Source organism: Alteribacillus sp. HJP-4, from assembly GCF_042139015.1.
Taxonomy (GTDB): Bacteria; Bacillota; Bacilli; order Bacillales; family Marinococcaceae; genus JBHIKY01.
The window spans coordinates 86,575-111,575 of sequence record NZ_JBHIKY010000009.1 but is presented as its reverse complement, the minus strand read 5'-3'; the positions used below and the strand labels follow the sequence as shown (position 1 = coordinate 111,575).

Annotated in this window: 19 protein-coding genes; 6 read left to right on the top strand and 13 right to left on the bottom strand. The window is 46.0% G+C overall.

The window, feature by feature from the left end; genetic code table 11:
- Positions 1 to 15 precede the first annotated feature (15 nt).
- From ACE4RR_RS10680 to dgoD, 7 genes are read right to left on the bottom strand one after another with little or no spacing between them, the layout of a single operon-like run.
- Positions 16 to 963 (bottom strand): U32 family peptidase, encoded by a 948-nt coding sequence (locus tag ACE4RR_RS10680; protein WP_375535412.1) that lies wholly within the window; start codon positions 961 to 963, stop codon positions 16 to 18.
- Between the two features lie 12 nt (positions 964 to 975).
- Positions 976 to 3,180: a dihydroxy-acid dehydratase domain-containing protein gene (locus tag ACE4RR_RS10675; RefSeq protein WP_375535411.1), complete on the bottom strand. Its 2,205-nt coding sequence runs from the start codon at positions 3,178 to 3,180 to the stop codon at positions 976 to 978.
- 17 nt (positions 3,181 to 3,197) lie between these two features.
- Positions 3,198 to 4,550, bottom strand: a complete 1,353-nt coding sequence (locus tag ACE4RR_RS10670) for a hypothetical protein (RefSeq protein WP_375535410.1) — start codon at positions 4,548 to 4,550, stop codon at positions 3,198 to 3,200.
- Between the two features lie 5 nt (positions 4,551 to 4,555).
- Complete coding sequence (locus ACE4RR_RS10665; RefSeq protein ID WP_375535409.1) at positions 4,556 to 5,809, bottom strand: nickel pincer cofactor-dependent isomerase, group 22; 1,254 nt, start codon at positions 5,807 to 5,809, stop codon at positions 4,556 to 4,558.
- Between the two features lie 27 nt (positions 5,810 to 5,836).
- On the bottom strand, positions 5,837 to 6,760 hold the full coding sequence (locus ACE4RR_RS10660) for a dihydrodipicolinate synthase family protein (RefSeq protein ID WP_375535408.1): 924 nt from the start codon (positions 6,758 to 6,760) through the stop codon (positions 5,837 to 5,839).
- Between the two features lie 25 nt (positions 6,761 to 6,785).
- A complete protein-coding gene (locus tag ACE4RR_RS10655) occupies positions 6,786 to 7,778 on the bottom strand; it encodes a C-terminal binding protein (protein ID WP_375535407.1) in 993 nt (330 codons plus the stop codon).
- Between the two features lie 40 nt (positions 7,779 to 7,818).
- Positions 7,819 to 8,967, bottom strand: coding sequence for a galactonate dehydratase (dgoD, locus tag ACE4RR_RS10650; RefSeq protein ID WP_375535406.1), 1,149 nt, complete (start codon positions 8,965 to 8,967; stop codon positions 7,819 to 7,821).
- A 166-nt stretch (positions 8,968 to 9,133) separates the two neighbouring features.
- On the opposite strand from dgoD, the gene ACE4RR_RS10645 reads away from it, so the two are divergent.
- The gene (locus ACE4RR_RS10645; protein WP_375535405.1) at positions 9,134 to 11,116 is read left to right on the top strand and encodes a YjhG/YagF family D-xylonate dehydratase; all 1,983 of its coding nucleotides are present in this window, start codon (positions 9,134 to 9,136) and stop codon (positions 11,114 to 11,116) included.
- 875 nt (positions 11,117 to 11,991) lie between these two features.
- On the opposite strand, the gene ACE4RR_RS10640 is transcribed toward ACE4RR_RS10645, so the two are convergent.
- The 5 genes from ACE4RR_RS10640 to gnd all read right to left on the bottom strand — a co-directional run bounded on the left by ACE4RR_RS10640 (position 11,992) and on the right by gnd (position 16,475).
- Positions 11,992 to 13,272, bottom strand: coding sequence for a TRAP transporter large permease (locus ACE4RR_RS10640; RefSeq protein WP_375535404.1), 1,281 nt, complete (start codon positions 13,270 to 13,272; stop codon positions 11,992 to 11,994).
- Between the two features lie 30 nt (positions 13,273 to 13,302).
- Positions 13,303 to 13,878, bottom strand: a complete 576-nt coding sequence (locus tag ACE4RR_RS10635) for a TRAP transporter small permease (protein WP_375535403.1) — start codon at positions 13,876 to 13,878, stop codon at positions 13,303 to 13,305.
- A 185-nt stretch (positions 13,879 to 14,063) separates the two neighbouring features.
- The gene (locus tag ACE4RR_RS10630) at positions 14,064 to 14,312 is read right to left on the bottom strand and encodes an HPr family phosphocarrier protein (protein ID WP_375535402.1); all 249 of its coding nucleotides are present in this window, start codon (positions 14,310 to 14,312) and stop codon (positions 14,064 to 14,066) included.
- A gap of 101 nt (positions 14,313 to 14,413) precedes the next feature.
- Entirely contained in the window at positions 14,414 to 15,502 is a 1,089-nt protein-coding gene (locus ACE4RR_RS10625) for a TRAP transporter substrate-binding protein (RefSeq protein ID WP_375535401.1), read from the bottom strand.
- A gap of 76 nt (positions 15,503 to 15,578) precedes the next feature.
- On the bottom strand, positions 15,579 to 16,475 hold the full coding sequence (gene gnd / locus ACE4RR_RS10620) for a phosphogluconate dehydrogenase (NAD(+)-dependent, decarboxylating) (RefSeq protein ID WP_375535400.1): 897 nt from the start codon (positions 16,473 to 16,475) through the stop codon (positions 15,579 to 15,581).
- A gap of 197 nt (positions 16,476 to 16,672) precedes the next feature.
- Here gnd and ACE4RR_RS10615 point away from each other — a divergent pair, with 197 nt between their 5' ends.
- The 3 genes from ACE4RR_RS10615 to ACE4RR_RS10605 all read left to right on the top strand — a co-directional run bounded on the left by ACE4RR_RS10615 (position 16,673) and on the right by ACE4RR_RS10605 (position 21,267).
- Positions 16,673 to 17,518, top strand: a complete 846-nt coding sequence (locus ACE4RR_RS10615; protein ID WP_375535399.1) for a MurR/RpiR family transcriptional regulator — start codon at positions 16,673 to 16,675, stop codon at positions 17,516 to 17,518.
- 24 nt (positions 17,519 to 17,542) lie between these two features.
- Positions 17,543 to 19,069 (top strand): gluconokinase, encoded by a 1,527-nt coding sequence (locus ACE4RR_RS10610; protein ID WP_375535398.1) that lies wholly within the window; start codon positions 17,543 to 17,545, stop codon positions 19,067 to 19,069.
- Positions 19,070 to 19,260: 191 nt separating this feature from the next.
- A complete protein-coding gene (locus tag ACE4RR_RS10605) occupies positions 19,261 to 21,267 on the top strand; it encodes a putative bifunctional diguanylate cyclase/phosphodiesterase (RefSeq protein ID WP_375535397.1) in 2,007 nt (668 codons plus the stop codon).
- A 13-nt stretch (positions 21,268 to 21,280) separates the two neighbouring features.
- Here ACE4RR_RS10605 and ACE4RR_RS10600 read toward each other — a convergent pair whose 3' ends face one another.
- Positions 21,281 to 22,231 (bottom strand): 2-hydroxyacid dehydrogenase, encoded by a 951-nt coding sequence (locus ACE4RR_RS10600; RefSeq protein WP_375535396.1) that lies wholly within the window; start codon positions 22,229 to 22,231, stop codon positions 21,281 to 21,283.
- 346 nt (positions 22,232 to 22,577) lie between these two features.
- Here ACE4RR_RS10600 and ACE4RR_RS10595 point away from each other — a divergent pair, with 346 nt between their 5' ends.
- Both ACE4RR_RS10595 and ACE4RR_RS10590 read left to right on the top strand, forming a co-directional pair.
- Positions 22,578 to 24,437, top strand: coding sequence for an SEC-C metal-binding domain-containing protein (locus tag ACE4RR_RS10595; RefSeq protein WP_375535395.1), 1,860 nt, complete (start codon positions 22,578 to 22,580; stop codon positions 24,435 to 24,437).
- Between the two features lie 69 nt (positions 24,438 to 24,506).
- Positions 24,507 to 24,689 (top strand): CsbD family protein, encoded by a 183-nt coding sequence (locus ACE4RR_RS10590; protein WP_375535394.1) that lies wholly within the window; start codon positions 24,507 to 24,509, stop codon positions 24,687 to 24,689.
- The last annotated feature ends 312 nt before the right edge of the window (positions 24,690 to 25,001 follow it).

Genomic DNA, 25,001 nt, shown 5'->3' with positions numbered 1-25,001 from the left:
CAGCTTATATTTGTGTCAGCGCTGCTGTAAAGCAGTGTCTGCAGGAAGCCCGAGACCTTCTGCCCCTTTTTGTGACACCTTTGCATCCGGTGCATAGCGCTGGAGCAGATCCAGGCCTATTTTTGCTCTTCTGACTCTTTCTTTCGTCAGTTTGATAGCCGTATCTTCTAAATGGGTCCCTGACGGATAAATATTCGGAGCATTACGCAGACCGAATTTAATATAGACGGGAGCCGCAACTCGAATAATTTCAGGGATATCATAATGACGGATAAAACCACCGATGTCATCCGGAGCCTCGATGTAAATATCAATTGGAATATCAATGGCCTGTCGAACTGCCGCCAGGCGGGCCAGCGTCATATCGGTCGGTACATTGTACGTATCCGCCCCTATGGTTTCCATCAGCTTGATAGAAACGGGATTAGCATGTGCCACCTGCACAGAAACCTTTACGACGAGGTCCTGCGGAAGCTCGCCGGCTTTTTTTGCTTCATTCACAAGCCAGAGCAGTCCTTCATCTGCCACAAGAATTCCCCGGATGCCGAGTTCGCAGGCTCTTTTTACATCCTCGAGTGCATAAACAAGCTGATCCATCCCCTGCGAGCGCAGACCCGATACCTGTCCGGCACTTGCCCGCTGCATTGGAGTGATATCAAAAGTTCCGCGTGGACCGACAAACAAGCTGAGCTCCATCTTTTCCTCCCGGCAGGTGGCTGCCATTTCCTGCATTTCTTCATCGGTCTGCAGCATTATTCCGCTTCCCTGCGATACCCTGTGCACCTCAATGCCGTATTCTTTTGTTTTTTCCACCATAGCTTTCAGTGCGTTCGGACCTTCCACACTTGGAATTTCTACCCGGTACTGCGCCCCGTCCGGAAAACGCTTCTCCGATGTTGGGAGATCGTTTGCGTCTCCTCTTAGAAAACCTAGCTTTTCAATAAATTCACGTGTTTTTTCCATCAGTACAGCCTCCTAATTTGTCGTCTTCGTCTTCCATGAACCCTGTTCAAGAATTGGACGGTAATCCTCCCATGCATCTTCCAGGACTGCTTCCGGCACCACACCGTTAGCTGCATCCGTATGACGGGTCATCCGGTTACTTGCAGCAATCAGCTTCTGACGCTTTTTCATCAACGCAAGCCGCTGTTCCGCAAGCTCTTTTCTGCTTTCTTTAATGCCTTCAAAGGAATATTCGAGCTTTCCTTCAGAAAATGCTTTCTTGTCAGCAAATTCAATGACATTTTCCCGAAGGCCGAGATAAAGTATGTCTCCGGTATTTACATAAAGAATGCCGCCCCCATTTATCGCCTCCGGTGTCATATGTCCTATCGCCGCTCCGAAGGTGACACCAGAATAACGCCCATCGCTGATGATGGTTCCGAGCTTTTTCATTTTGCGGTTTGCATTCAAATGCTGCATCGGAGTGAACATCTCAGGCATTCCAAATGCTTCCGGCCCCTGACCGGAAATCACGATCGCAAGCTTCAGCGCTCCGCTCGCTGCCATGTAGTCAAACAGTTCCTCGTAGGAAGCATCTCTATACTGTTCAACTGCTTCCGGTTCATTGTGCTTCAGCTGACTGCGGAGAATGTCTTCTGGAAAAGTCCTATTGTCCCGAAGCTCATCCACGAGTCCGGAGTTAAGCAGATGCCGGTTTGCTTCTTCTTCATTTTCATAATAAAGAACGAGGGCGGTTTTCTTATCAAATTGGTCCAGCTGCAGAGTCGGCATACCGCTGATTTTTACGACAGCACTTTCGAAAAAGTTGCCTTTCAGTACATCAACACCGCTGTAAGCCCTGCGCGGCTTCGAAAGGATAATCGGATTTTCTTTTACATTATCTGCAGACAGAGTTTCTTCATCGTCCAGTCTGTCCCTCCACGCCTGGCCGGTCACAGTCAGGGCATGAATATCCATCGGCACTCCATTTTCAATTAATTCGTAGAAAAGACTTTCCATACCGCGGCTGTCGCTGTCACAGCACTGAATGGCGAGCTGAAAGATATCACGGTCTTCTGTGAGACTATAATTAAACAAATCAGGAATCATATGCTCGTGATGAAGCTTATCAAGGTCCCACAAGCTGAATTGGTAACCGCCAAAAAGCATGGCTGAGACTACATGCATCATCAGATTCGTGGATCCGCCGCTTGCACTGTGAATCCGGATTGCATTCCGAATATTTGCGCCGACCAGCTTGGAGACCCCAAATTCTGGTTTATTAATAATATGGGCAAGACTGTCCAATGCAGCATTTACCTGATGCTGCTCCGGTGCCGCGGTCAGCAGCTCCAGGCTGGGGTGAACGAGCCCAAAACCGGCGACAATATGGCGGGAGCTGTTGCCCGTGCCATTGAAAGCACAGATTCCTCCAGAGCCGTCACATGTGTTGACTGCCAGCCGCTGTTCGAAATATTTGTGTTCTTTCTTAGAAATAATGCCGCGGTCTGCCGCTCTTTCAAACACCCCTTGAAAGGATGTGTTCGAGGAGCATTGTAATATATAAGCCATTGCATCATGCAGGTCCTCCGAAATATCCGGAAATTCCTGCTGCACAGCCCGCTCCGCTACTTCCTCAAGCTCTTTAACGAGATCTGCAGGAATTGTTCCTCCCTCCAGCACATGAGCTGGGGCAAATGTTGCGAAAAACGGTGCTTCTCCGCGTTCCTGTCTTAGACGGTCAAGATGAGCGAGGCCGCTTACGACTCCGAGCGGCTGTTTATCACATCCCTGAATGATAAATGCGCCATGATAGCTGTGGGCTTCGAGCTGGTTTACGATCATCTGGGCCACCGCGTTCCGGCTTTGCAGGGAATAGCTCATCCCTTTATTGTTCTGCGCTGTGCCGTCACACATAACCGGAGTGGAAAAGTAAAACGGAACACCGCCGTTCTGCCAGATACGAACCGCAGCTCTGGCAGAGGTTTGAAAATCCATGATATGAGCCGGATGATCAGATGAGCCTCCGATTATAGCGATTCGCGGCGCGTTGTTCTCCAGGCGTTCATAAATTGCATCAAGTGACCAGTCCGGCGTATCGCCTTCATACGTATTTCCGAGTATCTGCTTCGAGCGATCGAGCAGTCCCGCTACGGTGATCGGCTCATTAGCTTTCCCTTGAACGTTGTCTCTATAGGGGTTTACTGAGTTTTCAATGAGCGGATATGTAGCACTCATTATTTTCACAACCTTTCTCAACTAAAAAATAATATGACGAGAGCAAAAAGCGTACCGATACTGCTGAATAAAAAAGCAAATCCGATATTCCACATCGAGACCCGGTACGGGTTTTGATGAATCAGCATTCCAGTAAGCGATACACTTATATTAAACGGACCGGCGATGACTGTACTCAGGCCGGATGTAATAAGCACAATCGCGACACTGAACGGAGAAACGGAATCCAGAAGCGGCTGAATCATACCACCGACAAGACTTATTGTCACTAGTGGGTGAAACCCTACCATTGCCAGGCCGAGAAACAATAGTTGAATGACAACGAATAACAGGACCGGCAGATTTTCCAGCAGCAGAAACGGGTACTGCAGGTATTCAATTAGAACAGACTGTTCAAGAATACTAATGAAAAACCCGACGGAGAGAAACAATACTACATAATTCTGCAGTGCAGATGTTCTTGCTTTCCATGTGCGTATTCCATAGACCAGAAAGGAACGGATCCTTCTTATCGAAAACGCCCAAAAAAACGAATACGGAATGATGACAAGCCCTACCGTTTCAAGAAATGACAGTTCCAGGCTCTGGCGAGTAAAAATAACGACAAAAATAAATAAAAATAGAAAGAATAAGAGACTGGCAATCTTTTTATAAATAACTGAAGGATCAAGCTGAGTTTTCTCTGTTTCTACGGGATATCCCTGAAAAGACCTGCCTGCAAGAAACGTGATCAACAGGAGCAGAAGGGAAAACAATAATAGCAGCGGCAGCAGCCTTCCATAGCCGACACCTGTAATATCCACAGAGAGTGCGACGAGAATTTCCATCGGACTCCATACGAGACAAAGCGCGTAGCCCCGCAGCATCGCAGAGCTGATAAACTTATTGCGAAGCGCGGTCGTCTGGTTTTTCAGGTTTCGCTGCAGCACTTGAATAATAAGCGGAATCGTAGCTATATTTAAAAAAGAGCCGAGTAAAAAGCTTACGGTCGATACTTTCCGGTAAAGCTGACTCATATCATCCACATTCATTTTCAACAATCTATTAACCTTCTGGTCGTATCTTCCAACAATAATGACGCTGTTTATAAACGGAAGTACATAAAAGATTAAAATTAGAATAGCCGTAGACGTCATATAATATGGAAAGTCCCGCACTGGTATTCCCTCTGCAGCAGCGGTGATGACAGCAATCAGCACAAAAATCGCTGCAGTCACTTTAAATAAACGCTGTGCTTTATGAAACGATGTTAAAACTGCCAGAATGACGAGCAGCCCCGTCGTATATTCGAGCCCTTCCGCTTTTATAAATATAGTACCGGCATAGCTGAAAACGAGCGCACTGTAAATGAACAGAAAAACTGTTTTCAATGCAATTAACCTGTTGGAAACATAGGCTCGGGATCAGATAAAATCTCCATCTGCGGGTGATCGTTTACTTCTTCTGCCAGTGCTTCGGAAACATAAATATCTTTAATATCAAGGGTGTTTTTAATTCTCACGGCCCGGACCTTTTTCATATCCAGGGCATTGCAGGTTTTGACCGCAGCCTTCACAGCAAGCTCGGGAGTGTCCATCACCATCGGAACTTTGACGACATCAATAACGGTACTGGTGAGAGCATTGGCATAGCCTTTATGCCATTCGATTTGATCAAACGCTTGTTTAGTAGTAATGTGCGCCATGCCGATGCCATTGGCATTGCCGTGGGTCTTTTCAGTGAGCCGCAGCACTACAACTTTAGAAGCGTCTGCCCCGCCTTCAGCGTAAGGAGTGGCAAAGGTGCCGGTGATATTCGGGTCCATCCCGTCACCGGAAATATCTTTGCCAATCTCATCAACAATTAGAACATCCATCGGGTTGACCAGAATACCAGGCATCAGTGCTTTTGCCTCGAGCAGCAGCTCCGGCTCCTCTTCCTCAAACCGCCCGGCCGGGACGGCGACAATTTTAGCCGGCCTGTCATACGCATTTTCAATAGTGCCGAGCCCTAATAAAATAGGGGACTCACGGCATACAATTTTGCACATTTCCGGTACATGCTCGGCCATATGCTTAAAGCCGTATAAATGAGCCGCTTCCGCCCCTTTTTGTTTACCAAGGCCGATCGTCACCATTTTCATCAATCCGCTCTCGACTTTTCCCCGAAAAGCGGTATGCGGCTTGATGCGGTTCACGACAATAATATGATCTGCTTCAAAGGCGTTTTTATCAGTGTAAATCGGCAGACCGTTAGGAAGATCTCCTACATGGACCACTTCCATGCTGGCTCGAATCGGGGCCTCTACAAAGCTTTCAGTGACTCCGAGATCCTCTAACACTTCTTTCTGTCCCGGTCCGGTTGCCCCGCCATGACTTCCCATCGCAGGCACTATAAAAGGCTCGCCGCCCGCTGCCCGGATGACCCGTACGGTTTCCCTCACTAATATATGAAGATCTGCCACGCCGCGGCTGCCTGCGGCTATCGCTACAGTCTGCCCCTGTTTTACTTTCTTCAGAGCCTCTGACTGCTGTAGAACTCTGGCTGTTTCTCCGGCGACATCGGCGATTTCTTTATCATCAAAGTACTGCCGGACCTTCATCATTTTTGGTACTGGAATCGTCTCAAGAAGTTCATCTATAATCGACATTATCCTTCCTCCTTTGCTGGAAACCGCTCAGCGGACAGCTGAAGACAACAGACCTGCTTTGGCCAGTAAATCTTTTAGTTCACCTCTGGTTTTATCAGTGAGGGTCTCCCCCGGCCCGAAGACGTGTGGCTGAATAGCTTTTCCCCGAATCAGCATTGCTTCCTTGATCACATTTACAAACGGAGTATCGAGCTTATACATAAGAGGAATGTAGGCGAGCTTCCGGTGTAAATGAACTGCCGTTTCAAAATCCTTCTGCAGATACGCATTATAAATTCCAACCTGAAGCTCAGGCGCAAAATTCACCCCGGCTGAAATGGCCCCGTCGCCGCCAAGTGTCAGTGTATTGAGGAGATGGTCATCAAAGCCCGAGAACACTTTAAATTCAGGCCGCACCTCTTTTGTTTTTATAATCATTTCTCTAATATGGCCTGCTTCATCCACCGTTTCTTTAATCCCAATAATCGATGGAATCCCACTGGCAAGTCTCACGGTAAAATCAGGGGTCAGGTCCTGTCCGGTTGCCCCGGGAAAATTGTACAGCACGATTGGCAGAGTAACAGAATCTGCCAGAGACTGATAATAAGAAAAGAGATGATCCTCACTTACATTCCAGTAATAAGGATTGATGATAACCAGTGCGTCTGCTCCCGCATGCTGCGCATGCAGAGATAATTCTTTTGTTTCTTCATATCCGGCTGTCCCGGTACCTATTAAAACAGGCACCCTGCCCGCTGTTTCACGGACGGCAATCTCTGCTGTCTGCTTTCGCAGGTGAATCGGTACTTGAGCAAATTCTCCTCCGGTCCCTAAGAAAAACAGACCATCAACTCCGCTCTCAATTAATTCGTTAATATGCTGTTTCATTGCAGGCTCATCGATGGTTTTATCACGGTTTAATAATGTTACCACTGGAGGGATAATCCCTTTAAGATCAAGAGTATTACTCACATCTTTCACCGGCTTTCACAAATATTTATTTCACGAACACGGATTCATTCTTTTTGACTTCCACGTTAAAAAGATAGGCCGGATAACTTCCCTTTAATACGTCCGTGACATTCTGCGCTGTTTTTGTTTTTAGTTCAAGCTGTGATTCCTCTGAATACCAGGCGACGTGAGGATTTAAAATCACCTGGTCCATTTCCAGCAGCGGACTGTCGCTGGAAATCGGTTCTTCTTCCACTACATCAAGCCCGGCCCCGGCTATTTCACCTTCCTGAAGCGCTCCAATCAGCGCTTTTTCATCAATAACAGGTCCGCGGGCGGTATTGACAATGAATGCCTCTTTTTTCATTAAAGAAAATTGTCTGGTACTCATCATGCCGCGGGTGCTTTCCACCAGCGGCGCATGAACTGATATAAAATCGGACCTTTCACATAATTCATCCAGCTCCACGATCTCTGTATTTAATTCACGTGCCGTTTCTTTATTCACATACGGATCATGCGCAATAACTTTTAGTCCGAGCGCCTGCGCTTTCACCGCAAGTGTCTGAGGGATTTTTCCAAATCCGACAAGCCCGAGCGTCCGCCCGCGAAGCCGGAAAATAGGAACACCAGCTTTATAATCCCAATTTCCGGATTTTACAGCGTTATTCAGTAACGTAACTTTTCGCGAGCACGCCATAATGAGGGCAAGGGCATGATCGGATACCTCATCCATGCAGTAGTCAGTCACGTTCGCTACGATGATTCCTCTTTCAGTTGCCGCATCAATATCAATCGTGTTTACCCCGACTCCGTAACGGGAGATAACCTTGCAGTTCTCCAATTTTTCAATGACAGCTCTTGATATCGGAGCATATTGATTAATGATGCCATCCGCGTCACGACATGCTTCTATCACTTCTTCTTCAGTTTTGCACTGTGCTTTCACAAATTCCACGTCAGCCTGTGCCAGCACCTTTTCCTCCGGTGCTAACGTTGCAAATTCATAATCTGTAATAACTACTTTATATTTAGCCATTTTGTTTCGTCACCTCGTTTGTATTGTGAAAAGCTGCAGTTTACCACTCTGCAATCGTTCCATCTTTATGGCGCCAGATTGGATTTTTCCACTGATGCCCTTCCTTTGCTTTTTCCCGGACGTACTCTTCATTAATATCAATTCCAAGACCCGGTCCTTTAGGGAGCGTTACGTACCCGTCCTTGTATTCAAAAACTGTGCGGTCTTTTACATAATCCAGAATGTCATTACCTTTGTTATAATGAATCCCAAGGCTCTGCTCCTGGATAAATGCGTTATGGGAAGTAGCGTCCACCTGCAGGCACGAAGCAAGTGCAATGGGTCCGAGCGGGCAGTGCGGAGCAAGAGCCACATCGTATGCTTCAGCCATGGAAGCAATCTTTTTACACTCTGTGATTCCGCCTGCATGAGAGAGATCCGGCTGGATAATGTCCACATATCCCTGCTCCAGCAGCGGTTTAAAGTCCCAGCGGCTGTACATTCTCTCGCCCGTTGCTATCGGGGTTGACGTCTGCGCTGCCACTTCGCGGAGTGCCTCGTTGTTCTCGGCAAGGACAGGCTCTTCAATGAACATCGGCCGGTAGGGTTCCAGCTCCTTTACGAGAACCTTTGCCATTGCTTTATGTACTCTTCCGTGAAAATCAATCCCGATTCCGATGTTCCTGCCTGCTGTTTCTCTAATCGCTGCTACTCTTTCCAGCACTTCATCTATTTTGGAATACGAATCAATGTACTGCATTTCCTCGGTGCCATTCATTTTAATGGCCTGAAATCCTGTGTCTGCGACCGCTTTTGCTGCTTTTCCGACGTCGCTCGGACGGTCCCCGCCAATCCAGGAATATACTTTAATAGAGTCACGGCACGCGCCACCCATTAATTCATAAACGGGTGCGTTATAATATTTACCTTTGATATCCCACAGAGCCTGGTCTACCCCTGCAATCGCACTCATTAAGATAGGACCGCCTCTGTAAAAGCCGCTGCGGTACATTTTGTTCCAGTGATCTTCGATGTGAAGCGGATTCTCTCCTATTAAATAATCACTAAGTTCTTCGACTGCTGCTTTGACGGTTGCAGCACGGCCTTCCACAACTGGCTCCCCCCAGCCTGCAATACCTTCGTCGGTTGAAATTTTTAAAAAACACCACCTCGGCGGGACTAAAAAGCATTCTAAATTTGTTATTTTCATTATCCTCATCCATTTCCTCTGTATTGTTTTATATTATAAAACTCAGTTCTATTAAATTGACAAAAATTAAATTTCCTATTACTATTAATTTGTATTTTATATGAAACCGCTTTTAAAATCAATCTTTTCCAATTAATCTTTTTACAATTAATTTTAGGAGGTTATTATGTATTCTTCATTGAAAGAATTAATGGAGCCCCTTCATAAATGGGCCTATGACATACAGACAAAAGCAGAGGGTCCGGAGGGCTCACTCCCCCTTGACAGCAATATGCTCAAGAATTCTCCGAGCGGAAATCTGTTCGGTCTTTCCCAAAATGTAGGAATGGGCTGGGAGCCCGGCAAGCTGAATGGAAAACAGGTTCTCCTATTAAGCACACAGGGCGGCATGAGAGGAGAAGATGGCGAACCGATTGCACTCGGATATCATACCGGCCATTGGGAAGTCGGCTTACTAATGAAAGAGGCTGCGGAGGAAATCAGTCATTTCGGCGGGATTCCGTTCGCAGGTTATGTTAGTGATCCGTGTGACGGCCGTTCGCAGGGAACAACTGGAATGTTTGATTCCTTTCCGTATCGAAATGATGCAGCGATGGTGTACCGGCGCCTGATCCGCTCACTGCCGACAAGAAAGGCAGTCGTCGGAATTGCGACGTGTGATAAAGGACTTCCTGCAATGATGATCGCACTTGCTTCTATGCACAATCTCCCGACGGTTGTCGTTCCGGGCGGTGTCACTCTGCCGCCGGCCAGAGGCGAAGATGCCGGAAAGGTACAAACTATCGGAGCACGCTATTCCAACGATGAATTGACTATGGAAGAAGCTGCGGAGCTCGGCTGCCGCGCCTGTGCTACTCCGGGCGGCGGCTGTCAGTTCCTCGGAACGGCTGCGACTGCTCAGGTCGTAGGAGAAGCGATGGGACTGTCTGTTCCTCATTCCGCTCTTGCTCCATCCGGCCAGGAAATCTGGAAAGACATGGCAAGACAGTCTGCCCGCGCTGCGATGAAGCTGGAGGAAGAGGGAACAACGACGAAGGATATATTAACTGACGGAGCAGTCCGCAACGCCATGATTATTCACGCCGCCTTCGGCGGATCTACCAATCTATTGCTTCATATTCCAGCGATTGCCCATGCAGCACGCCTTTCCATTCCATCCGTAGAGGATTGGAGCGAAATCAATAAAACTGTGCCCCGTCTTGTCAGTGTCCTTCCAAATGGGCCGGTTCACCACCCGACGGTCCAGGTTTATTTAGCAGGCGGTGTACCTGAGGTTATGCTGCGGATCAGGCATTTAAATCTGCTGGATGAATCAGTGAAGACAGTAACCGGACAGACATTAGGTGAGGTACTGGATTGGTGGGAAGCCTCTGATCGCAGAAAGATGATGAAGCAGCGGCTTCTCGAGGAAGATAATGTAGACGCGGATGAAGTCATTATGACACCGGAACGGGCAGCTGAACGCGGCTTAACGTCTACGGTGACGTTTCCAATCGGCAATTTAGCCCCGGAAGGAGCGGTGATAAAATCTACCTCCATCGACCCTTCTGTGCTTGATGAAAATGGAATCTATCACCACCGTGGGAACGTGAAGGTCTTTACGACAGAAAGAGCGGCAATACGCGCCATTAAGGATGGCACGATTAAAAAGGGTGACATAATGGCAGTGACCGGCCGCGGCCCGTTAGGCACGGGAATGGAGGAGACATATCAGCTCACCTCCGCATTGAAGCACCTATCGTACGGAAAATATGTAACCCTTTTAACCGATGCTAGATTTTCCGGTGTTTCTACGGGAGCCTGCTTCGGTCATATAGGACCAGAGGGTCTGGCAGGCGGACCGATTGGAAAGCTTCAGGATGGGGATGTTGTTGATGTACGTGTGGACACACGAGCGCTGGAGGGACATATCCATTTTGTCGGAACGAAGGAAAATGAACTATCTCCTGAAGAGGGAAAACTTGAACTAATGAGACGAAGCAGCCATTCCGCGATGGCACCCGATGACGACCTTCCTGACGATACTCGGCTGTGGGCGGCGCTGCAGGAAGTAAGCGGCGGCACATGGCGTGGAAGTGTGTATGACACGGATCGAATTATCGAAGTGCTTGAAGCTGGTAAGAAAGCGATGGCTGAGCAGAAATCATAGATTCTATTGTTGTAAGAGCAAGGGGCTGTATCATAATTGATACTCGCCCCTTTTTGCATGGTAAAAAAGCATTGGACAAGTCCTTCACTTTCCGTGGGCAGCGCTTCAGCTAACCGGGCGAAACCCGCGCCCGGCGGATCTTCAGCCGCTGCTCTTCCCACAGGAGTCTTCGGACTTGTCCCCTGCTATCTTCTATTTAGGATACTACTTTTTCTATAAAAAGGGGCTTTTGATACAGCCCCTCTTTGTTGTGATCAACATTTGTACTCCATTGGACTCATTTGGCAGTTGAAACGCTTTTCGTGGAAAGCTTCCTCCTGCCCGCAGCGTGCGGTTTCTTAGCGAAAAAGTATTCCGGGCAGCCAGGACAGGTTCTCCGGACACTCGTGCCGCTATTGGCCGAAAAAGAGAGGTTTTAAATCAAAGTACGGCTCTCCTGTCCGCACCAGCCCAAGAACGTGGCGGTTTTCATCGACCAGGAGTCTCGCATTTTGACTACGCAAATGACTTAATTCAAAAGAACAGAAGGCGGCGACTCCGTTGGGATCAGCGCAGTCTGAAAATCCATTCTGGCGAAGCTTTGCTGAGACAGAATTAGTTGAAGACAAGCCCCGCGGAAAGCGTCCGCCTGCAGGGATGAAATCAACAAAAACTTTCTAATCATTAAAAATAAACTGTATCGAAAGAAGATAATCTATTAACTTCATCCCAAAAATAATCCCGTATCACTATAAAAGTGGTACGGGATAACTTGTTTTGGTGTGATTTTAACCACCAAAGTGAGGACTAAAATTTTTTGAAAAGACTTTTGATACAGCCCCCAGGAAGTGCTGTATCAATAAGTTGGTCACACCGTTTAGGACGCACACTGCTTCTTATTGTTTAAATTCGAGCAGGTACAGAGAGATCTGTGGTAAAAAGATAATAATAAACAACGTAATTAACATCGCGATGAAATAAGGAATCACCGCTTTAGACAGTGCTTCTATCGATAACCCTGAGATACCTGACCCGACAAATAGATTTACACCCAGCGGCGGAGTGATAAACCCAATAGCAAGGTTGACAATCATGATAATACCAAAGTGAATCGGATCATAGCCAAGCTGGGTTGCGATCGGAAGCAGAATTGGCGTCAGAATAATAATAGCCGCCAGCGTGTCCATGAAGCAGCCAACGATCAGCAGCAGCACTGTAATCAGCAAGATAATGACGATCGGATTTTCCGAAATAGAGATCATAAAGCTTGCGACCTGATTCGGAATTTGTTCGATCGTCAGGAGTCTTCCGAATGCCGTAGCAGTACCGACAATGATAAGCACAGTGGCTGTAGTAAGCGCTGCATCTCCGAATACCTTTGGCAGATCTCTGATTTTAAGCTCTTTGTAAAAGATCACTCCGGCAAACAAACCGTACACTACCGCAATGACCGCAGCTTCCGTCGGCGTGAAAATACCGCCGTAAATACCACCGAGAATGATAACCGGGATGAGCATGGCCCATTTTGCTTCCCACAGTGCTTTACCGATTCCTTTTAAGGTTGTTTTTTCATTCATTCCTTTGTAGCCATTTTTCTTAGAATGAATATACGCGTAAGCAATAAGTCCAAGTGCCACGATAATACCTGGGACGATACCTGCGATAAATAGATCTCCAATGGAAGTACTTCCTGTTACACCATAAATAACCATCGGAATACTCGGCGGAATGATAACCCCGAGTGAACCTGCAGCTGCCACGGTAGCTGTAGCAAACCGCTTATCATAGCCCTGTCGCACCATCGCCGGTATCATAATGCCCCCGATTGCTGCAACCGTTGCCGGTGCAGAGCCCGAAATAGCCGCAAAAAACATACAAGTAATGATCGTTGCGATCGCAAATCCGCCGGTTTTATTACCGACAATGGCATTTGCAACCCGGAATAACCGGTCTGATACTCCGCCTTTTCCCATGATTTCCCCCGCGAGAATAAAAAACGGAACAGCCATCAGCGGGAATGAATCTACGGAAGTAACGAGCCCCTGCGCCAGAAATTCAACCGGCAGGGAGCCAGAGTAAACAATGGAAAAAAGTGTTGCCAGACCAAGCGCGATACCGATGGGAACACTAAGTAATAGAAAAAATGCAAAGCTTCCGAATAATACTGCAGCAGTCATAATCCAACTTCCTCCTCTCAGCCTGCCAGCTTATTTTGATTTTACCTCTACACCGCTGGCTTTAAGATTTTCCTGAACTTCCCCGGATTCGAGAACCTCATCCATTTCTGTTTTTACTTTGAACTCTCTTTTACCCATTAATGCAAGAACCTGCTTGATCATCTGCTGAATAATCCGGAAAGAGGTTAATGCCATGCCGACCGGCGTTGCCGCATATACAAGACTCATCGGTACCTTGAGTGACGGTGACGTTTGTCCGAATCCCATCTGTTGTTCTACGACGCCGTACCCGACAAAAATAACAAAAATGGCAAAGCCAAGAAATAATAAATTAGCAATTAAGCCGAGAATAATTTTGCCGCGTTCTTTCAAAAGCACAAGCAGCACATCTACTTTTATGTGTCTTTGTTTTTTTACACCATAGCTGATGCCGATATAGACAAGCCAAATAAAGCAATAACGTGCAAGCTCCTCTGACCAGGATAATGAACTGCCGAGCACGTACCTCATAAATACCTGCAGGGAAATGACAACAACCATGACCAGAGTAAATAAAACCAGCAGAACTTCTTCTAAATGATCATCGAGGTATTTAACTGCTTTCATTTCTCCTCACCACCTTACATTCATTGAACCGCTTACATAATTGGAAAAAATACTAATTTCTTATCTGCAATACTACATAAAACAATTTTTGTTTTACATTATAAAATCAAGTTTTGTTATTTACTATAAATCATAATAATACATGTTTCATAGTAGGTCAATCTTCTTTTTTACAGGCTTCGACATTATGTTAGATATTCCACAACCGCTTCAAGTGCATTTTCTGCATCTTTTCCTTCGGTGCGTACATTGACTCTATCGCCGTTTTGAAGTCTCATCGTAATTAAGCCGAGAAAGCTTTTTAAATTCACTTCTATAATATGGGAGCCATCCTTCTTTTCCAGGTAAATTTCTGCTTGATAGGGGTGCAGTAATTGACTGAGCTCCGTAATTGTTTGATTTTCACTGATTTGGATAATAATTTCTTTTTTCACTGCTCATCCGTCCTTTCTATAATTGCACCACGGTTATATAGAAAAAGCAGGACCGGCCGGAGCAGCTTAATGCTCTGGACCGGCCCCGCCCTCCTCATAAACTACTCCTGGGCAGCTTCTACTGCGTCATACACTTCCTGTACGGTGTCTTCACCGATTTCAGATGCATATTCGTCAATGACAGGTTGAACGATTTCTGCCATTTCTTCACGATCTTCCTCTGATACCTCGGTAATTGTAACACCCTCATCTTCAAGTCCCTGAACATATTCTTCATTTGCTGAACGGTTTTCTTCCCGCTGATATTCTCCAGCTTCGATTGCTGCTTCTTCTACAATCGTCTGCTCTTCGCCGGAAAGTCCATCATAGAACTGTTTGCTCATCATAAATACGAACGGGCTGTATACGTGGCGTGTTGTAGAAACGTAATCCTGAACTTCAGCAAACCCTTCAAGATAAATCGTAGACATTGGGTTTTCCTGGCCGTCAACCGTTCCCTGCTGCAGAGCTGTAAACAGCTCAGTAAATGCCATCGGGGTAGGGTTGGCGCCAAGCTCACGGAAAGCATCAATGTGAAGGTCATTTTCCATCGTACGGATAGAGAGTCCCTTCATATCTTCAGCAGTTGCTACTTCCCTGTCACTATTTGAAAGATCACGGAATCCATTTTCCCAATATGCCAGGCCGACCATTTGCTGATCCTCAAGCATGTCAAGAAACTTTGTGCCAACTTCCCCGTCAAGTACTTCGTCTGCTACTTCCTCTGTTGGAAATAGGAAAGGGAAATCAAACACTGTATATTCAGGTACGAAGTTTGCAATTGGAGCTGTGGAAGGCACAGTGACTTCCTGAGAGCCGAGCTGAAGTGATTCCATCATCGAACGGTCGTCACCAAGCTGACCGCTGTGGTAGAGCTCTACTTCAAGGCTTCCGCCGCTTTCTTCTTCAACAATCTCTTTAAAACGCTCAAGACCCATATATTGTGGATGCTCATTATTTAGACCAATTCCGGCGCGGATCGTTTTGGCATCGCCGCTGTTTTCTGCTTCGCCGCCTTCTTCTTCACCAGATCCGGAAGCGCTGTCATTTTCGCCGCCATTTTCTTCTTCACTGTCGTCTCCGCCGCCGCAAGCAGCGAGAACGAATACCAGCATTGCTGCCATAAGTAAACCTATTAATTTCTTAGCCATTTCTTATTCTCCCCCATATTAATATTGTTTTTATAATGAAGGCCGGTAAGGTGCCGGCCTTTCAAACTATGTCAGGTTAAGACTTTACTACATCATGCCCGCCAAATTCGTTGCGGAGCGCAGCGACCACCTTGCCGGTAAACGTGTCATCTTCCTGGGAACGGTAGCGCATCATCAAGGATAACGCGATAACTGGAGCAGCCGTTTCAAAATCAAGGGCTGATTCTACGGTCCACTTTCCTTCACCGGAAGAATTCATAACTCCACGGATGCCGTCAAGTCTTGCATCTTTGCTGAAGGCACTCTCTGTCAGCTCCATCAACCAGGAGCGCACTACTGAGCCATTGTTGAATACGCGGGCGACTGCTTCATAATCATAATCAAATGGGCTTTTCTCCAAAATGTCAAACCCTTCGGCAATCGCCTGCATCATGCCGTACTCAATGCCGTTGTGAATCATTTTCAAAAAGTGTCCGCTGCCCGGATTTCCAGTATACAAATAGCCGTTTTCAACGGTCACATCCTCAAAAATGCTTTCGATAGAACGAACGGTTTCTTCTCTGCCGCCAACCATCAGACACGCACCGTTTCTGGCACCGCTGACACCGCCGCTTGTTCCGGAATCAACGAGGTCGATTCCTTTTTCTTGTAAGGACTCGCCTCTTGCCAACGTCTGTTTGTAGTTAGAGTTGCCTCCATCAATGATTGTGTCGCCTTTATCGAGTAATTCACCCAGCTGATTAATTACTTTGTCTGTGATCTCTCCCGCCGGCACCATCACCCATACGGTTCTGGGCTTATTTAGCTTTTCTACAAGCGCTTCCAAGGTTTCCGCTTTTTCTGCGCCTTTTTCTGCAATGGCTTCCAGCTGCTCCTGATTCGTGTCATTGGCCACCACTTCATGCTGCTTCTCCAGTAAATTTTCCGTTAATTGAAAACCCATTTTTCCAAGGCCGATCATTCCTAGTCTCATAAATAGCGGCTCCTTTCAATACTCTCCCAGACGAAAGCTTATTTCGTTTATTTTATGTTTTGTGAAATTAATTTTCTTTGACTTAATTATATAATAAAAAATTTCTTTTACAACCCTTTTTTGTGAAAAATATTTTTTTATTGGTTATAATTCGCTATACTATAAAGTAAGCCATTACATGACGCAGGAGGAAGCCTATGACAAAACACTGCTTGCCGAGAATTAAGTCGTCCTACTCTTTGTTCAGCGAAAAAGAAAAACGGATTGCTGATTATATTATGGAACAGCCTCAGGAAATAGTTCATTCTTCCATCAGTCAAGTTGCAGATGATTTAGGTGTTGCAGAAGCTACAGTCTTTCGTTTTTGCAAAAGACTTGGATTTAAAGGATATCAGGCGATGAAAATTGCCCTCGCCTCTGAGATTGTTTCTCCTATTAAAGACATTCACGAAACGATTCAGGAGGATGATGATGAAAGAGACATCGCAGAAAAAGTTTTTAAATCAAATATCCGGACACTTGAGGATACGCTTCAGGTTTTTCAGCAGGAGCATTTCCAGTGCGCTGTAAGCGCTTTACTTGAAGCCGGCCGGATTGAATTTTATGGCAACGGCGGCTCCGGGATTATTGCGATGGATGCCCACCACAAATTTATGCGCACAGGCCTGACTACCTATGCATACCAGGATTCACATTTTCAAATCATGTCCGCATCCCAGCTTACAGAAAAGGACGTTGCCGTACTCATTTCCCACTCCGGCTCTAACCGGGATATGCTTGAAATTCTTGATCTCGTCAAAGAAAAAGGCACAAAAACAATTGGAATTACGACACTTGCTAAATCACCGCTCAGTGAGAAAGTTGATATTCCTTTATATACCGTTTCTCAAGAAACAGAGTTCCGATCTGAGGCACTGGCTTCCCGGCTGGCTCAGCTGAGCATCATTGACGCGCTGTTTGTAAACGTGGCGAAAAAACGCCAGCAGCTTATGACTACATCTCTTCAAAACATGCGCCAGGCCATATCACGAAAGCGTGTGTAAGGAAGAAAAGAAAGAGGTTTAACCATGCAAAAAAAGTATGTATTAGGTCTTGATATAGGTACTACAAGTGCAAAAGCCGTTATTTTTTCGATCGATGGAAAGGTAGTCGCTGAAGTGGAGCGCGGCTTCCCGACGATGCACCCCCGTCCGGGCCGGAGCGAGCAGGATCCGGAAAATATCCGTGTCCAGACAGAAACCGCAGTTAAGGCAGTCATCAACTCCAGCGGGATCGCGGCCGACGAGCTTCATGCGATGGGCTTGTCCACCGCGATGCATTCTCTTATTTGCTGTGATGGAGAAGGTTTTGCACTTTCCCCACTTCTCACATGGGCGGACGGACGCAGCAGCGAGATTGCAGATGAATGGAAAAAAGACGGGACAGATAAGATATATTTAGAAACCGGCACCCCTCTCCATCCTATGTCTCCAATTCTGAAGCTTGCCTGGATGAAAAGAGTTCAGTATGAACCGTATGTTAATGCGAGCTACTTTTTCTCCATGAAGGAATATTTACTGTGGCACTGGTCCGGAGAGTCTGTTGTAGATTATTCAGTTGCTTCCTCTAATGGATTTTTTAATATTTTCAGCCTTGATTGGCATGAGGACGCTCTTCGTCTAGCGGGGATTTCAAGAGACAAGCTCTCACGTCCGGTGCCCCCGGAATATCAGTTAAACAGTATTGACAAGGCTGCTGCTGAACGGATGGGTATTTCCCCGTCACTTCCCATTGTGATAGGCGGCAGTGACGGGCCTCTGGCAAACCTTGGCATCGGGGCAATCCAGCCTGGGGCTTCAGCGCTGACCGTGGGAACGAGCGGGGCCATCCGCCAGATGACTACGGAGCCTGTGACCGATGATAAAAAAGAAATTTTCTGCTATGCCGTCGATAAAAACCTCTGGGTAATGGGTGGCCCGACTAATAATGGAGCAGTGGTGCTTCAATGGCTCAAAGAATTATTTCAACACGAGCACGATGAAGTGAACGCTGCTTCCCTTGACCTTGAGGCACTGACGAAGGAAGCCGCTGCGATTCGCCCTGGTGCAGAAGGTCTCTTATTTCTTCCCTATTTGAATGGTGAACGCGCGCCCTACTGGGATGCGGATGCACGCGGCTCGTATGTTGGCCTCTCGATGATACATAAGCGCCCGCACCTTGTCCGAGCCGGGATGGAGGGGGTAATTTTTAACCTGTATCAAATATTTAATACTGTGAACCGGCTCGGCGGAGAATCTCAACAGGTTTACGCGAGCGGCGGCTTTGCCCGTTCTTCTTTATGGCTGCAGATGCTGGCTGACATTTTCGGCAAGGATATCCACGTGCCACTCAGTCATCAGAGCTCCGCCTGGGGCGCCGCCTGGTATGCACTTAAATCCGTTGGAGCCGTTTCCTCATTGGAAGCGATCGCTGATTCAGTCCCAATGAAGGAAGTCATTTGTACTAACATGCAGGCTCATGAGGAATATGAAGCGTATTATGAAACGTTCCGGGAGCTGTATGCAGTGATGCACCCCCATTTTAAGAAGCTGGCGAAAGCCGCCCGTAACCAATAATACCCGGCCTGGCCCCGTTGTAAAAACGGGGCCAGGCCCCCCTCATAATCCCACAATCATTGGACGTTCTTTATTCATTCCTTTAACGCCATGTACACCAATACAACGCAATTCTTCGACAGTCTACTATTTTATTACTCGAATTATTGAGCTATAATAGTACTAATAGACTAGCAAAGGAGGAATGCGGAATGAAAGAGAGGAGCATGATCCGTCAGCCATTGCATGAAATGAAGCAAAATGGCCGTTTGAAAAGCCAGCTCGTGATTTTATTCACCCTGCTGACGATTGTTTTGCTTTTGTACGGCACTTTTTCTTCCTTTGGCAGCACCGCCAGCGGGGATCTGAAATGGTGGCTTATTTTATCATATGTACTTGTTGGGCTGGCGGGAAGTCCTCTGGCGATGGATTATAAGATATACTCTGCGTTATCTCCGATTATTTTTTACAGTGCGATACTTTTAATGGACCTTCCCAGCGCTTTTTTCATTTTATCAGCAGGTACCTTCCTTTTACTTTTATTTTATTTTTTCCACTCCGTGCTTTTTGACGAAATTTTATTGCAATCGTTCATTTATGCAATAACCGGCTTCGTACTTCATTTCCTTCTTGATTCTGCAGGTGTTTATGAGACAGGTGTGTACAATGCTGAACTCTTATTAATTGTTGCTTTTTATGTATGGGCAGCCGCAGTGACTGCAAGTACACTTATGGCTGGCTATCAATTTTTTATTTTACATAACCGACCTTCTATAGATTCTTTATTTATAACGACCGTACGTGGAGCTCTCCTGCTTCCAAGTGCGGTACTCAGCTTTCTCTTATTTTATGAAGCGATGGAATGGCTGGGCATTCTCTTTTTTGATGCACTTCTTATTCTTTATGGTATTACTTTATACCAGCGCTTCACACTCCAGCAAAAATTGTATACCAAAACCTTTTACGATGATTTAACTGGCGTTCAAAACCGTCATAGTCTCCGCAGAAAAGCGGCCGAATGGATAGAAGCAGAGAAGTCTTTCCGTTTATATATCATCAATATCGACGAATTCAAGCAAATAAATCAATATTTCAGCCGCAGCGCAGGGGATATTGTATTGACTGAATATGTCAATCGTCTTCGCAGGCTTGAAAATAAACAAACGCTCGTTTTTCGAATGAATGGGGATGAGTTCGCTTTTTTACAAAAACTTCAGCCTGGCGAAAATATAAACAATTTCCCGCGCGAAATTATTGCCTTATTTCGAGATTCCTTTTCCATCGGGCAGGAAACAATATTTTTAGAGTGCAGTATTGGCGGAAGCGACTATCTTCCAGAAAGGCTCTACGATGTTGAACAGCTTTTGCAGCAATCTGCCCTCGCTCTGGATCATGCCAAAGAAAAAGCTGGTTCTTCTTTTCAAATGTATAATGAATTCGTGGCAAACAAAGTGTGGCGAAGCATTAAAATGCAAAAAGATTTACGTACTGCCCTGGCGCAGCAAAGGCTTCATCTCATTTATCAGCCGCAGATTGCCATGGATGGTCTCCAGCCTTTTGGGTTTGAAGCGCTCCTGCGCTGGGACCATCCAGAATGGGGGCCAGTGTCACCTGTGGATTTCATTCCAGCAGCAGAAAATTCCAGTTTGATTCACCCGGTCGGCCGCTGGGTGCTTGAAGAAACTTGCAGGACTCTAAAGAACAGAATAGATAACGGGGAGGAGGTTTGGTCTGTAGGTGTCAACGTTTCCTTCCGCCAGTTCCAGCGTGATGATTTTGCGGACGAAGTTGTAAAGATAGTCGACCGCTACCAAATAAACCCGTCGTTAATTACAATTGAATTAACGGAATCAACCGCAGGGGAAAATTTAATTGACGTTATACCTATCCTGAAAAAGTGGAAAAAATATGGCTTTCAGTTGTCGCTTGATGATTTTGGAACAGGGTATTCCTCTATATATTATATGGAGGAGCTGCCACTTGACGTCGTTAAAATCGACCGGTCATTCATTAAAAATCTCACCTCTAATATAGAGAAAGCATCTATAACAAAAGCTATTATTTCCCTTGCCCATGATCTTGACATGATGGTAGTTGCTGAAGGGGTGGAAACAGAGGAACAGTGGGACTGGCTGAGTGAGCATCGTTGTGATGTTGCACAGGGGTTTTTAATTGGAAAAGGCACCTCCGCCTTGAAGGTGCCTGATCTCGTCATTTAACATAAGTGCGTTCTTACCCCGGAATAACATGTGCCGGCGTGCGTCCGTGAACGCCGTCAACGCATTGCTCTGCCGCATCTACAAACATTGCATGGCGGGTTTCGTGGGTGGCTGTGCCGATATGCGGGAGAGTCACAACATTATCCAGCTCTTGGAACGGGCTTTTTTCCCCAAGCGGCTCCCTATCAAACACATCAAGCCCAGCAGCCAGGATATCCCCTTTTTGCAGTGCTTTTACTAAATCATTTTCAACGACTACCGGTCCGCGGCCTCCGTTTAGGAAAATAGCATCCTTCTTCATTAATTCGAACTCGCGCGCCCCGATAAGATGCTTCGTCTGCTCAGTGAGCGGTGTCAGAACCATGACAAAATCACACGTTTTCAGAAGATCATCTAACTCGGCGTAGGAAGCACCACAGCGTTCTTCTGCATCCGGGCGCTGCCTCCGGTTGTAATATACGACGTCCATATGAAAGCCGATTCCTGCCCGGCGTGCCACTTCTTCACCAATTCGCCCCATTCCGATAATTCCGAGCTTTTTGCGGCTGACGTTGACGCCGAACCATTCCGGGCTGGTAGGTTTCACCCACTTCCCTTCTCTCACCAGCCTGTCCATTTCCGGCATTCTTCTGGCGGTTGCCAGCATTAATCCCATCATCGTATCTGCCATCGTATCAATTAATACCGTTGGTGTGTGTGTCGCTATTACTCCTTGTTTGTAAATATCTTCTATGTTTAGATTGTCGTAACCTACAGAAACATTACTCACAACTTTCAATTGCGGTGCTTTTTGAAGCAGCTCTGCATTGACCTGTAAACCAGAGCCATACAGCCCGTCTGCTTTTTGAAGGGCCTCTTCAAAAGCCTCTTTATGTTTTGGGCGTTCGACAATAACTTCACACGTTTCCTTCATCATTGAAAGTACATCTTCTGGTGGTTCGACATAAGACAAAATTGTTGGCATCCCACTTTTCCTCCCCAAAATCCTTTTTCATTCATGATATCATATATACAGCAATTGGGCTTCTAAGGAAAAAGTCTGGCGGGCAGACACAGCCGGTTCTCAGGCCACTGATTCCGCTATTTGCTCCTAAAAGCCTTGTTTTAAGATTTTGCCGGACCTGGGTTCCGTAATCGGCCAAAAAGCAAGCTGAATTCCCTGCTATTTAGGCAATTAGCGAACCTCATGTCCGCCAATCTTTGGAAAAAGAGCAGCTGAATAGTTCAACTTTTAAAAATGCGTATTACCAATTCGCACTCAATAATAGTCACTTTCTCGTGGTACACTAACTTGAAAAGGAGGCGTAGTCATGACAACAGGCCGAAACGACCCCTGCCCTTGCGGAAGTGGAAAAAAATATAAGAAGTGCTGCGGCAAGATAAGCTCTCTGCCTGTATACAGCGAGGGAGAAATATTAGAGGTTCAGGAATACCTAAGGCAATTTGCAGTCGAGGGCGAGTTAGAACTTTTGAATTCTTTTTATCAGAAATATTATCATTATCCAAGTCTGCCGGAAGAATACACGTTTTCCTTAGAAAACTTATCCGCGGCTGACCTGTTGTTCGGAACTTCTCCTGAGGCTGAGCATCTAAGCGAAAGTATTTCACAAATAAAGAATCACCCGCGTATGACAAGATTATTTCAGGGCTGGCGTGAATCGCCGGCTTCCGTATACATGGTTACCCAAACGAAAGAGGGGCGGGCCGAGGTTATAGATCTATGGACAGCAGAAAACTACCATATAGAGCTATCCCCTTTTTATAAGACTCTTCCAGAAGAGCTCCTGATATTAGGACATCTCTTACCGGTAAAAGACAAGAATTATTTGTTTTTCGGAGGCTTTATTATTGAAAAAGACTGCGCGGACGGAATCCAGCTGGCCGTCAAACGACTAGCAGATAAACATTCGGTGAAACCAGAAGATCTATTTAATGAAAATCTCCCACTCGTATTTCAAGAGCTGGTGCCTATCATTAATAGTTATGAACGTTCTGCTGGAGAGGCCCCCGGATTATCACCAGCAGAAGAAGAGGTTTTCGAGCTATTTCTCGAGAAGGCCAACCCATCCAGTAAAAAAATGGAGGAAACAAGGGCAGTCTGGGAAAGGTTCTGCTATGATAATGCACCACTCATTAAAAACCCTGCATCCTATGCAGCAGCGCTTGAATATATTTTTTCAAGACTTACTCAAAAACAAATTGCTGAAAAATATAATATCTCCAATCACACGGTCAGTAAAATGTATCGGAGAATTGTCGACAATAAGGCATCTCTCCCGCATGATTTCTTGAGGAAACCGGCAAGCGAGACAGACATCATGCTGTCGCAATATCGGCAAACCATCAGCCAGGAAAAAATGATGTATGACATGACCAAAGCTGCTGAGCAGCATGTGGACAGTGGGGAAGATATCGATTCGTTTAACCCTACGGAAAAAAATTCGATACAGATGAAGACCAAAAAAGAACAAGCACAGCTTAGCTTGTACGAAGCTCTTTTAGCAGATGATCAGGCGAAAATAGATAAAATTCACAAGAAAGAGCCGGACCTGCCTGATTATTATATCTTAAAAGCAATACGAGCAGAAAGTGAAAAAGAAGTAGCTCATTTTTATTCCCAGGCGGTGGCAGCCGGCAGAAAATTTCTAGGATCAGCTTTTTTCAAAAAAAACAAAGGAGATTTTTGGGGTATTGTGGATACCCGCCCTTTTATGAGAGCAATGTATGACTATGGAATCTTTCTGCGCGGCACGGAAAATCCGGGGGATGCAGCGGAGATATTTAAAGAAATGCTTGAGCTGAATCCAAATGATAATCAAGGTGTCCGCTATGAGCTCCTTCCTCTGCTTCTTGAAGAAAAACAGTTGAAAGAAGCGAAGCTATTATTGAAGCGATACGACGAACAATCTGCTTTTATGCTGTTTGATAAAGCAATTCTGGAGTTTTTAGAGCATGGTGCCACAAGTACATTTCGTAAGCGCTGGAAGGATGCCACCGATTTCAATCCTTATGTGCTCAAATTACTCCATCGGCTCGATGATAATGTTATGGAACCAATCGAAACTTACAGCCCCGGCGGCGAATCAGAAGCAAAAATATATATACAGACCCACCTCGGTGTTTTCGTTAAAAATGATAACCTGCTTAATAAAATCGCATCTTATATGTAAAAAGAACGTTTGCGATGAGCCCGGAACAGGGAATACGGGAGTTAATACTAACAAATGAGGTGATTTCACATGGCCGGAAAAGAAGGCTGGAGTGATAAAATTAAAGGCGCTGTCAGCAGAGTGCGCGGCGAAGCAAAAGACCAGACAGGCAATGCCAAAGGCGATTCAAAGATGCAGCGCGAAGGAAAAAAGGACAAGCTCAAGGGCGACCTTCAAAATGATATTGGAGATATGAAAAATAAAGATCGTTAATCCTCAGAATATTGTCCGGGCACATTCGTCCGGACATTTTTGATTATCAAATGCAGGATGTGACATGCTTCAATCAGTTCTATAATGGAATCATAAAAGGGCGGGATAAAAGTATATTATTTATTGCAAAATCCAGATGATTCTACTGAATCTGTCTGGATTGTTTGTTCATTATGAGTTTTCAACATATGCTCCGTCAAAACGCTTCGCTTTCCGCTGGCACGGCTCAAGCCTCCTCGGCAGAAAAAACACTGCCTGTGGCGTCTTGAGACTCGTGCTGTTCCTCGACGCACAGGACGTGGCCGGTTTTAA

What these genes read in the sequence shown, in the direction of transcription:
- ACE4RR_RS10645 (WP_375535405.1), top strand. Translation starts at nt 9,134, where the DNA reads ATGTATTCTTCATTGAAAGAATTAATGGAGCCCCTTCATAAATGGGCC.
- ACE4RR_RS10635 (WP_375535403.1), bottom strand. Translation starts at nt 13,878, where the DNA reads ATGAAAGCAGTTAAATACCTCGATGATCATTTAGAAGAAGTTCTGCTG.
- ACE4RR_RS10595 (WP_375535395.1), top strand. Translation starts at nt 22,578, where the DNA reads ATGACAACAGGCCGAAACGACCCCTGCCCTTGCGGAAGTGGAAAAAAA.
- dgoD (WP_375535406.1), bottom strand. Translation starts at nt 8,967, where the DNA reads ATGAAAATAACAAATTTAGAATGCTTTTTAGTCCCGCCGAGGTGGTGT.
- gnd (WP_375535400.1), bottom strand. Translation starts at nt 16,475, where the DNA reads ATGAGACTAGGAATGATCGGCCTTGGAAAAATGGGTTTTCAATTAACG.
- ACE4RR_RS10655 (WP_375535407.1), bottom strand. Translation starts at nt 7,778, where the DNA reads ATGGCTAAATATAAAGTAGTTATTACAGATTATGAATTTGCAACGTTA.
- ACE4RR_RS10675 (WP_375535411.1), bottom strand. Translation starts at nt 3,180, where the DNA reads ATGAGTGCTACATATCCGCTCATTGAAAACTCAGTAAACCCCTATAGA.
- ACE4RR_RS10665 (WP_375535409.1), bottom strand. Translation starts at nt 5,809, where the DNA reads ATGTCGATTATAGATGAACTTCTTGAGACGATTCCAGTACCAAAAATG.
- ACE4RR_RS10605 (WP_375535397.1), top strand. Translation starts at nt 19,261, where the DNA reads ATGAAAGAGAGGAGCATGATCCGTCAGCCATTGCATGAAATGAAGCAA.
- ACE4RR_RS10625 (WP_375535401.1), bottom strand. Translation starts at nt 15,502, where the DNA reads ATGGCTAAGAAATTAATAGGTTTACTTATGGCAGCAATGCTGGTATTC.
- ACE4RR_RS10680 (WP_375535412.1), bottom strand. Translation starts at nt 963, where the DNA reads ATGGAAAAAACACGTGAATTTATTGAAAAGCTAGGTTTTCTAAGAGGA.
- ACE4RR_RS10610 (WP_375535398.1), top strand. Translation starts at nt 17,543, where the DNA reads ATGCAAAAAAAGTATGTATTAGGTCTTGATATAGGTACTACAAGTGCA.
- ACE4RR_RS10640 (WP_375535404.1), bottom strand. Translation starts at nt 13,272, where the DNA reads ATGACTGCTGCAGTATTATTCGGAAGCTTTGCATTTTTTCTATTACTT.
- ACE4RR_RS10600 (WP_375535396.1), bottom strand. Translation starts at nt 22,231, where the DNA reads ATGCCAACAATTTTGTCTTATGTCGAACCACCAGAAGATGTACTTTCA.
- ACE4RR_RS10615 (WP_375535399.1), top strand. Translation starts at nt 16,673, where the DNA reads ATGACAAAACACTGCTTGCCGAGAATTAAGTCGTCCTACTCTTTGTTC.
- ACE4RR_RS10590 (WP_375535394.1), top strand. Translation starts at nt 24,507, where the DNA reads ATGGCCGGAAAAGAAGGCTGGAGTGATAAAATTAAAGGCGCTGTCAGC.